This window comes from Microbacterium sp. BH-3-3-3 (assembly GCF_001792815.1).
Lineage (GTDB): Bacteria > Actinomycetota > Actinomycetes > Actinomycetales > Microbacteriaceae > Microbacterium.
Genome location: NZ_CP017674.1, coordinates 1,114,569 through 1,129,835, shown reverse-complemented (window position 1 = coordinate 1,129,835; position 15,267 = coordinate 1,114,569). Strand labels below are relative to the sequence as shown.

15 protein-coding genes are annotated in these 15,267 nt (G+C 71.7%); 2 read left to right on the top strand and 13 right to left on the bottom strand.

Annotated features, from left to right (window positions below; all coding sequences use genetic code 11):
- Positions 1–26: 26 nt before the first annotated feature.
- On the bottom strand, positions 27–650 hold the full coding sequence (gene hxlA, locus BJP65_RS05205) for a 3-hexulose-6-phosphate synthase (RefSeq protein WP_070408441.1): 624 nt from the start codon (positions 648–650) through the stop codon (positions 27–29).
- A gap of 37 nt (positions 651–687) precedes the next feature.
- Positions 688–1,263 carry a 6-phospho-3-hexuloisomerase gene (gene hxlB / locus BJP65_RS05200; RefSeq protein WP_070408440.1) on the bottom strand — a complete coding sequence of 192 codons (576 nt, stop codon included), beginning with the start codon at positions 1,261–1,263 and terminating at the stop codon, positions 688–690.
- 101 nt (positions 1,264–1,364) lie between these two features.
- Here hxlB and BJP65_RS05195 point away from each other — a divergent pair, with 101 nt between their 5' ends.
- Positions 1,365–2,204 (top strand): helix-turn-helix transcriptional regulator, encoded by an 840-nt coding sequence (locus BJP65_RS05195; RefSeq protein ID WP_055936443.1) that lies wholly within the window; start codon positions 1,365–1,367, stop codon positions 2,202–2,204.
- Here the strand turns inward: BJP65_RS05195 and BJP65_RS05190 are convergent.
- The 6 genes from BJP65_RS05190 to BJP65_RS05165 form a co-directional block, all read right to left on the bottom strand.
- A complete protein-coding gene (locus BJP65_RS05190) occupies positions 2,198–2,998 on the bottom strand; it encodes an aldolase/citrate lyase family protein (RefSeq protein WP_070408439.1) in 801 nt (266 codons plus the stop codon). The genes BJP65_RS05195 and BJP65_RS05190 overlap by 7 nt on opposite strands.
- Positions 2,983–3,768, bottom strand: coding sequence for a fumarylacetoacetate hydrolase family protein (locus BJP65_RS05185; protein WP_070408438.1), 786 nt, complete (start codon positions 3,766–3,768; stop codon positions 2,983–2,985). Before BJP65_RS05185 ends, BJP65_RS05190 begins: the two co-directional genes overlap by 16 nt.
- A 181-nt stretch (positions 3,769–3,949) precedes the next feature.
- The gene (gene hpaD / locus BJP65_RS05180; RefSeq protein ID WP_070408437.1) at positions 3,950–5,110 is read right to left on the bottom strand and encodes a 3,4-dihydroxyphenylacetate 2,3-dioxygenase; all 1,161 of its coding nucleotides are present in this window, start codon (positions 5,108–5,110) and stop codon (positions 3,950–3,952) included.
- Positions 5,111–5,157: 47 nt separating this feature from the next.
- Positions 5,158–6,654, bottom strand: a complete 1,497-nt coding sequence (gene hpaE, locus BJP65_RS05175; RefSeq protein WP_070408436.1) for a 5-carboxymethyl-2-hydroxymuconate semialdehyde dehydrogenase — start codon at positions 6,652–6,654, stop codon at positions 5,158–5,160.
- A 44-nt stretch (positions 6,655–6,698) separates the two neighbouring features.
- Positions 6,699–7,391, bottom strand: a complete 693-nt coding sequence (locus BJP65_RS05170; RefSeq protein ID WP_055834282.1) for a GntR family transcriptional regulator — start codon at positions 7,389–7,391, stop codon at positions 6,699–6,701.
- A complete protein-coding gene (locus BJP65_RS05165; protein ID WP_070408435.1) occupies positions 7,388–8,851 on the bottom strand; it encodes a fumarylacetoacetate hydrolase family protein in 1,464 nt (487 codons plus the stop codon). Before BJP65_RS05165 ends, BJP65_RS05170 begins: the two co-directional genes overlap by 4 nt.
- Before the next feature lie 118 nt (positions 8,852–8,969).
- On the opposite strand from BJP65_RS05165, the gene BJP65_RS05160 reads away from it, so the two are divergent.
- Complete coding sequence (locus BJP65_RS05160) at positions 8,970–10,352, top strand: MFS transporter (protein WP_070408434.1); 1,383 nt, start codon at positions 8,970–8,972, stop codon at positions 10,350–10,352.
- Positions 10,353–10,447: 95 nt separating this feature from the next.
- Here BJP65_RS05160 and BJP65_RS05155 read toward each other — a convergent pair whose 3' ends face one another.
- The 5 genes from BJP65_RS05155 to BJP65_RS05135 form a co-directional block, all read right to left on the bottom strand.
- Positions 10,448–10,963: a hypothetical protein gene (locus tag BJP65_RS05155; RefSeq protein ID WP_070408433.1), complete on the bottom strand. Its 516-nt coding sequence runs from the start codon at positions 10,961–10,963 to the stop codon at positions 10,448–10,450.
- A gap of 245 nt (positions 10,964–11,208) precedes the next feature.
- On the bottom strand, positions 11,209–11,757 hold the full coding sequence (locus BJP65_RS05150) for a hypothetical protein (RefSeq protein ID WP_156784815.1): 549 nt from the start codon (positions 11,755–11,757) through the stop codon (positions 11,209–11,211).
- 32 nt (positions 11,758–11,789) lie between these two features.
- Positions 11,790–12,023: a hypothetical protein gene (locus BJP65_RS05145; protein ID WP_070408431.1), complete on the bottom strand. Its 234-nt coding sequence runs from the start codon at positions 12,021–12,023 to the stop codon at positions 11,790–11,792.
- 78 nt (positions 12,024–12,101) lie between these two features.
- The gene (locus BJP65_RS05140) at positions 12,102–13,535 is read right to left on the bottom strand and encodes an FAD-binding oxidoreductase (protein ID WP_258027527.1); all 1,434 of its coding nucleotides are present in this window, start codon (positions 13,533–13,535) and stop codon (positions 12,102–12,104) included.
- Positions 13,532–15,184 (bottom strand): thiamine pyrophosphate-binding protein, encoded by a 1,653-nt coding sequence (locus tag BJP65_RS05135; RefSeq protein WP_070408430.1) that lies wholly within the window; start codon positions 15,182–15,184, stop codon positions 13,532–13,534. The genes BJP65_RS05140 and BJP65_RS05135 overlap by 4 nt, the downstream gene beginning before the upstream one ends.
- Positions 15,185–15,267 lie beyond the last annotated feature (83 nt).

Sequence of the window (15,267 nt, the reverse complement as noted above, 5' to 3'; positions counted from 1 at the left end):
CCTCTTTCGTTCTGCTCGGGCTGCGGTCAGACGATCGCGGCGCGGAGCGCGGCCGCGGCGGCGCCCACGTCGGGAGAGCTGTAGATGGCGCTGCCGGCGACGGCGACCTGCGCGCCCGACTTCTGCACATCGGCGATGCTCGCGACGGTGACGCCGCCCGCGACCGAGAACGGCACCCCGGCCGCTTCGCCGTCGCGCAGCAGCGTGCCGAAGGTGAAGCCCTCTTCGGCCTGCTCGTCGAGGCCGGCGTGCATCTCGACGAACTCGGCGCCGAGGGCGATGACCTCCCGGGCGCGGGCGGGCTTGTCGGCCACCCCGATCAGGTCGACGACGACGCCCTTGCCGTGCTTCTTGGCCGCGGTGACCGCGCCGACGATCGTGCTGTCGCCGGCCGAGCCGAGCACGGTGACGAGGTCGGCACCGGCGCCGAAGGCGATGTCGGCTTCGAGCTCACCGGCATCCATCGTCTTCAGGTCGGCGAAGACGATCTTGTCGGGATGCGCCTTCTTGATCGCGGTGATGGCCGAGAGGCCTTCGCTCTTGATGAGCGGCGTGCCCAACTCGAGGATGTCGACGTGGGGCGCCGCGGCGGCGGCGAGATCGAGGGCGGCCTCGGTCGTGAGGGTGTCCATGGCGAACTGCAGCTTCATGCGGGTGTCCTTACTTTCTGCGGTGGGGAGGGAGGAATCATTCGAGGTTCGCGTGGCGCGGCCAGAGGTCGTCGGCCGAGAGCCCCGAGCGCTGCCACAGCGCGTCGAAGATCGCGTCGCCGACGAGCACGACGGCCTGCTCGAAGAGACCGCCCGCGTACTGCGTCGAGGCGGCTCCCGAGCGGTCGAGCTTCGCCGCGGCGGGCACCACGACGAGCGCGTCGGCGGCGCGTCCGAGCGGCGAATCGGCGGCCGTGGTGATCGCGACGATGCGCGCGCCGACCTCGGTCGCGGTGTCGGCCGCGCGGACGATCCCCGCCGTCGTGCCCGAGCCGCTCGCGGTCAGGAGCGCGTCGCCGGGGCCGATGGCCGGGGTGGTGGTCTCGCCGACGACGTGCACGTCGAGGCCGAGGTGCATGAGGCGCATCGCGGTCATGCGCAGCGCCAGGCCCGAGCGACCGGCGCCGAAGACGAAGACGCGGTCGGCGTCGGTCAGCACGTCGAGGACGCCGTCGAGACCGGCGGGCTCAGTGACGAGACGGTCGACGACCGCGGTCAGCTCGCCCGAGATCCGGGCGAGGGAGTCCGCGATGCGGGCGTCGGAAGAGGTCATGCCTCCATGCTCCGCCTCGCCGGGCGTGACCGTCGCCGGTCGATGGCACGGGTCTACCTACCCGAACGGGTAGGTGCCTGTCGGTGGGCTAGGTTAGGCGCGTGAGTGAGTCACCCGAACTGTCGTCGACCGCGTCGCGCGCGCTCGTCATCGAACACGAACGCATCGTCGCCGAACAGGCCGACCGTCACGCGGTGACCCTCGAGTCGATCCTGGCGATCCTGCGGTCGGCGCGGCTCGACGATCGCGCCGCCCGTGCCCTGGCCGTCGAGACCGCGGCCGCCGCCCTCGTCGTTCTGCGCACCTCGACCGACCAGCAGCGCAGCGCCCTGCTCGAACCCGTGACCGGCGCGTTCGCGCGGCTGCGCACCGACCTGCGCCCGCTCGTGCGACACGGCGACCTCGACGTGCAGTTCGTCGAGCCGCCCGCAACCGGACGCGCCCTGCCCGGCGAGGTCGCCCACGAGGCGCGGGCCATCGTGCGCAGCGCCGTGCTGGCCCTGCTCGACCGGGGGACGCCCCACCGCGTGCGCATCCAGTGGGACTGCGACGGACTCAACCTGCTGATCGGCATCCGCGACGACGGCGCGGGCACGCTCACCGCCCACGACGATTCGCTCGGACCGATCGTCGAGCGGGTGAGCGCCCTCAACGGGGCGTTCGACGTCGCGTCGACGCCCGGATGGGGCTCCGAGCTGTCGGTCGTGCTGCCGCTCGATCCGCCGCCGCGGCCCGACTTCCTCGACGAGGCCGTCGACCTCAGCCCCCGCGAGAGCGAGGTGCTCAGCCTGGTCGTCGCGGGGTCGCGCAACCGCGCGATCGCCGAACGTCTGGGGATCAGCGAGAACACGGCGAAGTTCCACGTGTCGAACCTGCTGCGAAAGGCCGGCGTCTCCACGCGCGCGGAGCTGGCGGCGCTGGGGACGGCGCGCGCTCAGTAGCTCTCGCGCAGACCCCCGCGCGCGCTGACGAAGCGCGCGGCCAGGGCTTCCGACGCCCGCGCCAGCAGCGCCACATCGGCCCCCACCGCGACGAAGTCGGCGCCCGCGTCGAGGTAGGCCTCGGCCACCGCCGGGTCGAAGGCGTTCACGCCGACCGGGGTTCCGGCATCCCGTGCCGCGGCGAACACCGCGTGCACCGCCGCCACGACGTCGGGGTGCGACTGCTGCCCCAGGAGCCCCAGGGACGCCGACAGGTCGGAGGGACCGACGAAGACGGCATCCACCCCCTCGACGGCGGCGATCTCGGCCGCGGCGGCGACACCCGCGGTGGTCTCGATCTGCACCGTCAGCGACACGTGCTCGGCGGCCTCGGCGAGGTAGCCGTCGATGCGGTTCCAGCGGGCGCTGCGGGCCAGGGCGCTGCCCACTCCGCGCACGCCCTGCGGCGGATACCGGGTCGCCGCGACGGCGGCCCGGGCCTCGTCGGCCGACGAGACCATGGGCACGATGAGGTTCTGCGCGCCCACGTCGAGGACGCGCTTGATGGTGACGACGTCGTTCGCGGGCACGCGCACCACGGGGGTGATGGGGTAGGCGGCGACGACCTGCAGCTGCACGAGCACCTGCTCGATCGACGTCGCCGAGTGCTCCATGTCGATGAGCAGCCAGTCGAGGCCGGAGCCGGCGGCCACCTCGGCGACGACGGGATTGCCCGTGCAGAGCCACATGCCGGCGAGCGGACGATCGGATGCCGTCAACGCGGCCCGGAAGGTGGGGGTCAGACGAAGCGGCACGAGATCGTTCCCATCGGTCCGTAATCGCACAGCACGTCGTCGCCGCGCGACACCCACATCGGGCGCGTGAACGATCCTGCCAGGATGATCTCGCCCGCCTCCAGGCGCGCGCCGTGCTGGTGGAACTTGTTGGCGAGCCACGCGACGCCGGTCGCCGGGTGACCGAGGACGCCGGCGGCGACCCCCGTCTCTTCGATCTCGCCGTTGCGGCTCAGCACGCCGGGGACCCAGCGCAGGTCGATCTCGTCGGGGCGTCTGTGCACGTCGCCGAGCACCATCGCGCCGTACGCGGCGTTGTCGCTGATCGTGTCGACGATCGTGCGGCCCTCGAGCTCGATGTGCGAATTGAGCACCTCGAGCGCGGGCACGGCGTAGTCGATCGCGGCGAGGGCGTCGTCGAGCGTGCAGTCGGGGCCTTCGAGCGGCGCCTTCAGCACGAAGGCGAGCTCCACCTCGATGCGCACGTTCGAGAAGTGGTCGACGGGGATCTGCGCGCCGGAGCGGTAGACGGTGTCGTCGAACATCACGCCGTAGTCGGGCTCGGTGATGCCCGTCGCCTGCTGCATCGCTTTGGAGGTCAGGCCGATCTTGCGCCCCACGAGCGTGCGCCCCGCGGCGATCTGCGTATCGCGCCAGCGGCCCTGGATCCGATACGAGTCGTCGACCGTGGCATCCGGGTACCTCGCCGTGATGCGCGGGATGACCGCGTGGGCGCGATCGGCCTCGGCGAGCTCGGCCGCGATGGCGTCGATCTGTGCGTCGGTGAGCATGCTGTCTCCTGTCGATGGGGCACGGTCGGACGGTGCGTGTCCCATTTCGTGCGAGCTTCTGCCGCGATTTCCGCACGAAGTGGGACATGCCTGGCGGGGAGGCGTGCGGCGGGCGGTGCGTGTCCCACTTGGTGCGACGTTCGGCGGTGATTTCTGCACGAAGTGGGACATGCCCGGCGGGCTACAGCTGGTTGCCGAGCTTGAACTCGGCGGAGGGGGCTGCGGATGCCGTGTCCTCGGGCGCGCGGGTGTAGCTGAAGCCGTCGGCGCCGATCGTCACGGCCATCTCGGACGAGTCCTCGCGGGCGCGGACCGGCTGCGGGCGGCCGTCGAGGTCGAGCACGAGCGAGCCCTCGGTGTACCACGACGGCACGACGGGGTTCCCCCACCAGTCGCGGCGCTGGTTGTCGTGCACGTCCCACGTGATGACGGGGTTGTCGGGGTCGCCGGTGTAGTAGTCCTGCGTGTAGATCTCGACGCGGTGACCGTCGGGGTCGCGCAGGTACAGGTAGAACGCGTTCGAGACGCCGTGGCGGCCGGGGCCGCGCTCGATGGCATCCGATCGGCGGAGGGCCCCGAGCTTGTCGCAGATGGCGAGGATGTTGTGCTTCTCGTGCGTCGCGAAGCACACGTGGTGCATACGAGGGCCGTCGCCGCCGGTCATGGCGGTGTCGTGCACGGTGGGCTTGCGGCGCATCCAGGCCGCGTAGACGACGCCCTCTTCGTCTTGGATGTCCTCGGTCACGCGGAAGCCGAGCGACTGCATGAAGTTCACCGCGCGGGGCACGTCGGGGGTGATCTGGTTGAAGTGGTCGAGGCGCACGAGCTCGCCGGGGGAGTGCAGGTCGTAGCGCCACGAGAGGCGTTCCTGGTGCTCGGTGTCGAAGAAGAACTCGTAGGGGAAGCCGAGCGGGTCGACGACCCGCACCGAGTCGCCGATGCCCTTCGTGAAGCCGCCGGGCTCCCGGCGTACGTCGCAGCCGAGCTCCTCGTAGAAGGCGACGGCCGCGTCGAGGTCGTCGGACGAGCGCACGCGGTACGAGAACGCGGCGACCGCGGCGACCTCGCCCCGCCGCAGCACCAGGTTGTGGTGGATGAACTCCTCGGTCGAGCGCAGGTAGATCGCCTCGTCGTCTTCTTCGGTGACGTGCAGGCCCAGCACGTCGACGTAGAAGACCCGGGATGCCGCGAGGTCGGTGACCACGAGCTCCATGTAGGCGCACCGCAGGATGTCGGGCGCGGGGGAGGAGGGCGTGGGGATGGGGTTCTCGGAGACGATGGGGGCTTCCTGGGTCACCCAGAACCCCGAGGAGGTCTTCTGTTCTTCGGTGTGCTTTGCCATGGTGCGCGTCCTTGCGTATGACGAGTGGGGGATGGGGCGGGGCGGGGTCAGTGCGCCTTGCCGAAGGTGGGGTTGTGGGCACCGCCGAGCGTGATGTGAACGGCCTGCTGGTCGGTGTAGAAGTCGATCGAGCGGTAGCCGCCCTCGTGCCCGAGTCCCGAGGCCTTCACCCCGCCGAAGGGGGTGCGGAGGTCGCGCACGTTGTTGCTGTTGAGCCACACCATGCCCGCCTCGACGTTCTGCGCGAACAGGTGCGCGCGCTTGAGGTCGTTCGTCCACACGTAGGCGGCCAGTCCGTAGCGGGTGTCGTTCGCGAGCGCGAGAGCCTCGGCATCGGTGTCGAAGGGCGTGATCGCCACGACCGGGCCGAAGATCTCCTCCTGGAAGACGCGCGCATCGGGGGCCACGTCGGCGAACACCGTGGGGCGCACGAAGTTGCCCTCGTCGAAGCCCTCGGGGCGGCCGCCGCCGGCGACCAGACGCCCCTCGGTCTTGCCGAGCTCGACGTACGACATGACCTTGGCGTAGTGCTCGGGGTGCACCAGCGCCCCGACCTCGGTCGCGGGATCGTCGGGGTAGCCGACGGTCACCCGGTCGGCCTGCGCGGCGTACCGCTCGACGAACTCGTCGTACACGGAGCGCTCGACGAGGATGCGGCTGCCCGCGGTGCAGCGCTCGCCGTTGAGCGAGAAGACGCCGAAGATCGTGGCGTCGATGGCGGCGTCGAGGTCGGCGTCGGCGAAGACGATCGCGGGGCTCTTGCCGCCGAGCTCCATCGACAGGCCCTTGAGGAAGGGGGCGGCGTTGGCGAAGATCAGCTGCCCGGTGCTGCTCTCGCCGGTGAACGAGATGAGCGGCACGTCGGGGTGCTTCACGAGCGCATCGCCGGCGTCTTCGCCGAGTCCGTTGACGAGGTTGAACACGCCCTCGGGAAGGCCCGCCTCCTCGAAGATCCCAGCCCACAGCGACGCTGACAGGGGCGTGAACTCCGCGGGCTTGAGCACCACGGTGTTGCCGGTCGCGAGGGCGGGGCCCAGCTTCCAGGACTCGAGCATGAACGGGGTGTTCCACGGGGTGATGAGCCCCGCGACGCCGATCGGCTTGCGGTTGACGTAGTTGAGCTGGCGACCGGGCACCTTGAACGCGTCGTCGGTCTGCGCCACGATCAGGTCGGCGAAGAAGCGGAAGTTCTCGGCCGCCCGCCGCGCCTGGCCGAGGGCCTGGGTGATGGGCAGGCCCGAGTCGAAGCTCTCGAGCTCGGCGAGGCGCTCGTCGCGCGACTCGACGAGGTCGGCGATGCGGTGCAGCACGCGCGAACGCTCGCGGGGCAGCATGCGCGGCCACGGTCCCTCGGTGAAGGCCGTGCGGGCGGCGGCGACGGCGAGGTCGATGTCGGCCTTCTTGCCGGCGGCGGCCGAGACGTAGGCCTGGTTCGTCACCGGGTCGAGCACGTCGAAGGTGTCGCCGTCGACCGAGTCGACGAAGGCGCCCCCGATGTAGTGCTGGATGCGCTCGGGCAGGTCGGCCGGGATGCGGCGGGTCATGGATGCTCCTTCGTTGGAGGGGCGGATGCCGGTGGCATCCGGAATCAGAAAGCGGGAAGGCCGAGCACCTGGTCGGGGTGCTCGTGGATCATGTACGCGTCGAGGGTGGCCGAGCGATGGCGCCGCGACGCCTTCTCGATCTCGGCGAGCGGGGCGCCGGTCTCGATGAGAACGAGGATGTTCTCGTGCTCCCGCACCGATTCGGCGGCGCGTCCGGGCACGAAACTGAACGTCGAGTCGCGCAGGTGCCCGAGCCGCGCCCACTCGGCCTGCACCAGCTCGAGCATGCGCGGGTTGGCGCATTTCTCGAACAGGATGGCGTGGAACTCCTGGTTCAACGCGGTGAAGGCGCGGGGATCGAAGTGCTCGAGGGTCTCGACCATGAGCTCGTTCACCTGCCGCGCGCGACGCACGTCGTCGGTGGTGAGCGCCCGGGCCGACAGGGCGGTCGCCGCCCCCTCGAGCAGGCTCAGCGCCTGCATGCTGAAGCGGTACGCGGTGTCGTCGACCATCGAGACGCGGGCGCCGACGTTGCGCTCGAACATCACCAGGCCCTCGGCCTCGAGCTGACGGATGGCCTCGCGCACCGGCACGACGCTCATGTCGAGCTCGCCGGCGATCGAGCCGAGGACCAGGCGGTAGCCGGGGGTGAACTCCTGAGACGCGATGCGCTGCTTGATCCACTGGTAGGCCTGCTGCGACTTGCTCTTCGTCGCCGGGGTCGTGACGTCTCTCATGAGCGTCCCTCGCTCTCGTAGCGCGCGCGCCATTCGGCGTTCATCGGGAAGAGCCCGTTTACGGGATGACCGGATGCCACCTGCTGGGCGACCCACGCATCTTCGGCCTCTTGCGCGAGGGCGGCGTCGACCACTTCTTCGGCGAGGGCGGGAGGGACGACGATGACGCCGTCGCCGTCGCCGACGAGGATGTCGCCGGGCTCGACGGTGGTGCCGCCGCAGCCGACGGCGACGTCGGTCTCCCACGGCACGTGCCGGCGGCCGAGGACCGCGGGGTGAGGGCCGGCGGTGAACACGGGGATGCCGACCGCGGCCACGGCCTCGGCGTCGCGGACGCCGCCGTCGGTGACGATCGCGGCGGCCTTGCGGGCGTGCGCGCGGATCGCGAGGATGTCGCCGAGAGTGCCGGATCCGGTCTCTCCGCGCGCTTCGATGACGATGACCTCGCCCTCTTCCACCGCGTCGAACGCGCGCTTCTGGGCGTTCTGGCCGCCGCCGTGCGAGGCGAAGAGGTCTTCGCGGTGGGGGACGAAGCGCAGGGTGCGGGCCGTGCCGACGAACCGGCTGCCCGGGGTCAGCGCGTGGACGCCGTCGATCGTGACGTCGTTGAGGCCGCGCTTGCGCAGCTGTCCGCTGAGGGCCGCGACGGGAACGCGCGAGAGCTTGTCGCGGAGGGCGGCGGTGAGGACGGGGGCGGCGGGGACGAGCCCGGCGGCCTCGGCCGACCCCCACGCCTCGGTGCGCTGGGTGTCGTCCACCGCGGGCAGGGAGCCGAGGGCGGCGTCGAAGGCGCGGTCGCCCTGGACCACCGCGGTGCGGAGCCGGCCGGTGGAGAGGGGGCCGGCATCCACCTGCACCTCCACGACCTGGCCCGGCGTGACCACCGACGACCCCGCGGGGGTGCCGGTGAGGATGACGTCGCCCGTTTCGAGGGTGAAGTGCTGCGACAGGTCGGCGACGATCTGGGCGAGGGGGAACAGCAGGCCCGCGGTCGAGTCGTCTTGCACGAGCTCGCCATCGACCCAGGTGCGCAGGCGTAGGGCGGCGGGATCGACGTCGCGGGCGTCGATCAGCGCGGGACCGAGCGGGGTGTAGCCGTCGCCGCCCTTGGAGCGGACGTTCGATCCCTTGTCGTTCGCGCGCAGGTCGTACAGACCGAAGTCGTTCGCGGCGGTGACGGATGCCACGTGCGCCCATGCGGCATCCGGAGTCACCCATCGGGCGGGCTCGCCGATCACGAGCGCGATCTCGCCCTCGAAGGCGAGCAGTTCGGTGCCGGCGGGGCGCACGATCTCGGATCCGGAGGCCGCGAGCGAGCTCGACGGCTTGAAGAAGTACGACGGGGCGGCCGGGCGGCGGCCGCGCTGGTCAGCGCGGGAGGCGTACGAGAGGTGGACGGCCACGATCTTTCCCGGGCGGCCGCCGAGGGCGGTGAACCGGGGGTCAGCGGTGTCGTTCATGGAGCTCCCTTGCGTCGTATCCGAAATCGTATACGATGACGAACGCCCCAGCAACACCACGCCTCGTCACCGACGACGACGTCCCGGGGCCCGACGATGACGTCTCGAAGGAGTCCCCATGTCCCGCTCTCAGCCGCCGGGCTTCACGCCCACCGGCACGATCTCCACCACGAAGGACCGCCGCCGCGTGGTCTTCGCCACCGTTGTCGGCACCACCGTCGAGTGGTACGACTTCTTCCTCTACGCCTCGGCCGCGGGCCTGGTCTTCGGCCAGCTGTTCTTCGCACCCGCCGGCCCCGGCATCGCGCAGATCCTGGCGTTCCTCACCGTGGGTCTGAGCTTCCTGTTCCGGCCCCTCGGCGCCTTCCTCGCCGGCCACCTCGGCGACAAGTACGGTCGCCGAGTCGTGCTGATGCTGACCCTGATCATGATGGGCGCCTCGACCACGCTCATCGGCGTGCTGCCCACCTACGAGGTGATCGGCGTCGCCGCCCCCGTGCTGCTGATCCTGCTGCGCGTGCTGCAGGGCATCTCGGCCGGTGGCGAGTGGGGTGGCGCGGTGCTCATGGCCGTCGAGCACGCCCCCAAGACCAAGCGCAGCCTGTTCGGCGCCTCGCCGCAGCTCGGCGTGCCCCTCGGCCTGCTGCTCGCGAGCGGCATGCTCGGGCTGATGGCCCTGATCGCCCCCGGCGACGCCTTCTTCGCGTGGGGATGGCGCGTGCCGTTCCTGCTGTCGTTCGTGCTGATCCTCGTCGGCTACTACGTGCGCCGGAAGGTCGAGGAGAGCCCGGTGTTCGTCGAACTCGCCGAGCGCAAGGAGCAGACCCGCATGCCGATCGTGCAGCTGTTCCGCAAGCACTCGCTGCTCGTGGTCATCGCCGCGTTCGTCTTCGCCGGCAACAACGCCGTGGGCTACATGACCACCGGTGGGTACATCCAGCGCTACGCGACCAACCCCGACGGCCCCCTCGGTCTCGCGACCGCCGACGTGCTCGGCGCCGTGACCCTGTCGGCGGTGACCTGGCTCATCTTCACGTGGCTCGGTGGGTGGCTGGGCGACAAGATCGGCCGCCGCAACACGTACATCATCGGATGGGTCTCGATGCTCGTGGCGATCGTGGCGCTGTTCCCGCTCGTCAACTCCGGCAGCATCGTGCTGCTGACGGTCGGCCTCATGCTGCTGACGGTCGGCCTCGGCCTGACCTACGGCCCCCAGGCCGCGCTGTACGCCGAGCTGTTCCCGGCATCCATCCGCTTCTCGGGTGTCTCGATCGCCTACGCCCTCGGCGCCATCCTCGGCGGAGCGTTCGCCCCGACCATCGCGACCGCGCTGGTGGATGCCACGGGCACGACCGTGTCGGTGACGGTGTACCTCGCGATCATGGCGGTGCTGGGCCTCGTCGCGACGCTGCTGCTGCGCGACCGCAGCGGCATCCCCCTCGGCCCCGACCACGAGGCCGAGCAGGAGGTCAGCCCGATCCGCGGGCTCTCGCGCGTCTGACCCGGGAATCGAACGGCCTCGTCGCGGACAGCCGCGGCGGGGCCGTTCGTCGTGCGGGTGCGGGGGAACGGTCGCCGGATCGCGCAGGGTGCGGCTCACAGCAGCACCGCCAGGGCCATCAGCGCGGTCGATCCACCCATCGCGGCATGGTGCGCGCGATCCGCGCGGGACGCGCTCAGCGCCCGGTGCGCTGAGGCGGCGACGTGCACGACCGCGAGTGCCACGCAGAGCCACGTCAGGGTCGCGGAGCCGACCGCCATCCCGCCGTGGGCGTGGGCGGCGGTGGGGGCGGCGCCCGGGTCGCCGTGCGTGGTCGACGCGATCAGGGCGGCCATGACGACGAGACCCGCGGGGGTGTGGATGCCGTGACCGCCGCGCCCCGAGTGCAGCCGGCGCCCCGCGCTCACGACGAGGGCGACGCCGAGGAGGACGGCCGCCCAGACGATCGGCGGGACCACGCGCAGGACGGCGGAATCGATCATCGCGGCGGTCATGAGCGCCGACGTGGCGACCCGCTCTCGACGCTCCGCCGGGGGACCCGACCTCGCGCAGCACGCAGCGATCCCCGAGCAGAAGAGGGCGGCCCCGTGCGTCAGGAGCTCGATCGTCATCGCGCGCCCTCGACCCGTGCGACTTCGACCCGTACGACTTCGGCCCGTGCGACCTCGACCCGCGCGCCCGACGGCAGGACCGGGGTCTCGTGCCGTCGGATTCTGCGCATGACGCGAGCGTAGGAAGAGGGGCGCCCCCGCGACAGGGATGAGGATCGATCGTGCGCGCACAGCACATTCGCGTGCACGGGTGGGCGAGGGGTCGCGACGTCAGCGACCGCCGACGCGTCGAGAGCGCATCTGCCTCATCCGTAAAAGGTCGAGGGAACCATGTACACCGAGTCGGATGGCATCCGTGAGACCAGGAGGCTCGGACACGCGCGCTCGTCGGCTCCGGCGACGGAGGGTGGGGAGGAACCCGTGAACGTCACGGTCACTCCGTAACAGGTGAAGTACGCCGAGGACTCCCACGGCAGCCGGGCTCGCTGGCCGGGGGGACCGGGGCGCTCTCCCGACGAGAGGAAGACCCGGAAGGCGAGCGCGTTCGTGTGCTCCTCGATGTCGTGGATGACCAGAGTGGGTCGGGAGAAGTCGAGGGCGTCCGCCCCCTCCGGGCTGCCATCCCATCGGTCGCCGTCGAGCGCGTCGAGAAGGGCCGTGACTGAGCCGGCCGTCGGTGAGTACAGCGTCCTGTCGAAGGGGTCCTCGACCGATGCCACCTGGCGCCAGAGGACGCCGTCCACGTCGGGGCCGTTCTCGTACTGGTGCCGAGCCCAGAGGTATGAGCCGGCCAAGACGACGGGGCCCATGATCAGGACACCGCACACCACCGTGATCCACCAGACGCGAGGCAACCTTCCCCTCGTCTCGAGGGTGCGCGGTTCGGTCACGTGGGCACCCGGCGCATCAGCAGGCCCGCCGCGAGAACGACGATCCCCACGACGAAGACCATCGCCGCCACACCCATCGCGGCGGCGTCGTTCGGGAGCATCGAGCAGCCCGCGGAGGTGTCTTCGTACTCGCAGCTCCGCCACGGCTGGAAGAAGTACAGCACCACCACGGCGCCGCTGATCATCGCGATCGCGGTGCCCGAGGCGATCAGGCGCGTTCTCGTCCCCATGCGTCACCACCGTACCGGCGGCCCGCGACTCCGGCGGGCCGGTCCGCCACGGGCGGTCGGCTCCGGGGCGTCCGGTCGCTAGATCGCCCGCCCCGGTGTCAGGATGCCGCGGGGATCCAGTGCGGCCTTGACCGCGCGCTGCACGTCGAGGGCCACGGCATCCTGCTGCCAGGGGAGCTCGTGACGCTTGACCGAGCCGATGCCGTGCTCGCCCGAGATGGTGCCGCCGAGCGAGAGCGCCAGGTGCGTGATGTCGTCGATCACCAGCTCCGCCGCGGCATACTCGGCGGGGGTGTCTCCCGCCTCGACCGTCGGATGCAGGTTGCCGTCGCCCGCGTGCGCGACGATCGCGATGCGCCGACCGTGGCGCTGTGCCAGTTCGCCGATGCCGCGGAACACCGTCGCCAGCTGCGAGACCGGGACGCCGACGTCGCACGACACCCGCAGTCCCTGCGCGGTGAGCGCCGGGTTGGCGAGACGCCGGGCCTCGAGCAGGCTGTCGGAGTCGGAGACCTCGGTCTCGACGGCGCCGTGCGCGCGACAGATCGCGGTGATCGCCTCGGCGGCGTCGAGGGCGGTGAGCCCGACGGTCTGACCGACCAGCATGGCCGCGCCGGGGGAGGGGAGGCCGCTCGGGTGGAACGCCTCGATGATCTCGACGCTGCGCGCGTCGATCAGCTCGAGCACCTCGGGGGCCGCGGGGCCCGACACGATCGCCGTGACCGCGCGGCCGGCGTCTTCGATGTCGTCGAAGCTCGCGCGGAAGGTGCGGGGCTGCCCCGGCGGCACGGGCTTGAGGCGCACGGTCGCCGCTGTGATCACGCCGAGGGTGCCCTCCGAGCCGCAGAACAGGCTCGTGAGGTCGTAGCCGGTGGTGTTCTTGCGGGTGCGGGCGCCGGTGCGCAGGATCCGCCCGTCGGCGAGCACCACCTCGAGGGCGGCGACGACGTCGGTGGTCACGCCGTGGGCGACGCAGCGCAGGCCCCCGGCGTTGGTTGCGATGTTGCCGCCGATCGTCGACCACTGCGCGCTCGCCGGATCGGGCGGGAAGAACAGGCCGTGCGCGTGGGCGGCGGCATCCAGGTCGGCCGTGACGACGCCCGCCTCGACGTCGGCGAGACGGTTGTCGGCGTCGATCGAGACGATCCGATCCATCGCCTCCAGCGACACCACGAGCCCGCCCGCGTAGGCCACGGCCCCGCCGGAGAGTCCGGTGCCCGCGCCGCGGACGGAGACCCGGATGCCGCGGGCGTGCGCCCACGCCAGGGCGGTCGAGACGTCGCCGGTCGAGGTCGCCCGGACCACGGCGATCGGCAGGCCCTCGGGCTGCGCACGCGAGCTGTCGACGGCGTAGGCGGCGAGACTCGCGGGGTCGTCGAGCAGGCGTTCGCCGAGGGCGGCGCGCAGCTCGTCGAGAGCGCCACGCGACTCACTCGTGCCGCCGCTCGGCGCGTCGAAGCCGTCGCCGGGGTCGCCGGAGCCTCCCGGAGCGGCGAGCCCGACGATGCTCACGAGTTCACCCGGATGATCTCGCGCTGGTACGGCGCGATCACGGTGCCGCTGATGCGCAGGTCGAGCAGCAGAAACGGCCGCTCGGCGGGGTCGCGCCGGGTCCACTCGGCCAGCGCCTCGAGGTCGGCGACCTCGCGCACCACCACTCCCTCGGCGCCGAAGCCGCGCGCGACGGCTGCGAAGTCGACCTCGGGGATGAGCATCGGCTCGCGGGTGAGGCCCTTGAGGCCGTACAGGTTGATCTCGGCGCCGTAGGCGGCGTCGTTCCACACGACGGCGATGCCGTGGCCGGCGGCCGTGCGCACCGCGCTCTCGAGGTCGGCGATGGCCATGAGTCCGCCGCCGTCGCCGGTCGTCAGCACGACGGTGGTGTCGGGGCGCGCCGCGATCGCCCCGGCGACCGAGGGGAAGCCGAGACCGATGGACTGGTATGCGGTGCCGATCATCATGACGCGGTCGGGTGAGGAGACGGGCCAGTACATGTTCGACCAGCCCAGGAAGTGCCCACCGTCCGACACCACGACGCGGTCCTCGGGGAGCAGCTCGCCGATCCGCGCGGCGGCGGAGCGCGGGTCGAGGCGGCCATCCGGGGCGAGCCCCTCGCCGGCTTCCTGTTCCCGCAGCGGGGCCACATCGACGCGGTCGCGCCACCCCGACGACACCGCGCCGCGGGAGCGCAGGCGGTTCCCGATCTCGTCGGCCGCCAGCGCGGCATCCGCCCGCACGAACCCGCCCACCTGCGCGTGCGTCGCCGTCGGCGCCACGTCGACCTGGAAGACCCGCGTGCCGGGGGCGAAGAGCTCGCCGAAGCGCATCGTGAACTGGTTCAGCCCCGCGCCGAAGACCACGGCGACGTCGGCCTCGCGCACGAGCTCCATCGCGCCCTCGGCGCCGAAGCCCCCCGTGACGCCGAGGTCGTGGGCGGTGTCGGGGAAGATGCCGCGGCCGAGGGCGGTGGATGCCGTGATCGCCCCGGTCAGCTCGGCGAGCCGACCGAGCGCGGGGCCGGCGTCGGCGAGCCAGGCTCCCCGTCCGGCCAGCAGGAAGGGGCGCGCGGCGCCGGCGAGGGCATCGGCGATCCGGTCGAGTGCGGCGGAGGCCGCGGGTCCCTGCGGGGGCAGGGGGGCGGGGATCGTCACGGTGCCGGCATCCGTCAGCGGCCCCGCTTCGCGCATGACCACGTCATAGGGGATCGCCAGCACGACGGGGACGCGGTACGTCAGGGCGTGCTCGAGGGCGATGAGCACGGTGGCCGAGGCGTCGCGATCGCCGACGGTGTACGTGCGGACCCCGACCGCCGACGCGAGCGCGACCTGGTCGACCCCCCACGGGCGCGGGCCCGACGTGGGCTCGTCGCCGACGACGAGGAGCAAGGGGATACGCGCCTGGGCCGACTCGGCCAGAGCGGTGAGGGTGTTGGTGAAGCCGGCGCCGTAGGTGGCGGTGGCGGCGGCGATGCGCCCCGAGGCGCGATAGTGCGCGTCGGCGGCGACCACTCCGCCGGCCTCGTGCCGCATCGCGGTGAAGGCCGCGTCGGTGTGGCGGTGCAGGGCGTCGAGGAAATACGCGTTGCCGTTGCCCATCACGCCGAAGACGTGGTCGAGGTGGCGGCCGAGGGTGTGGGCGACGTGCGCGGAGACGATGGGCATGACGAGCCTTTCGCGAAACAGGAACGGGAATGAGCCGTATGTGTCTCGCGCGGTTCTCGCGCTACGTGCCCTTTTTTCGAGCA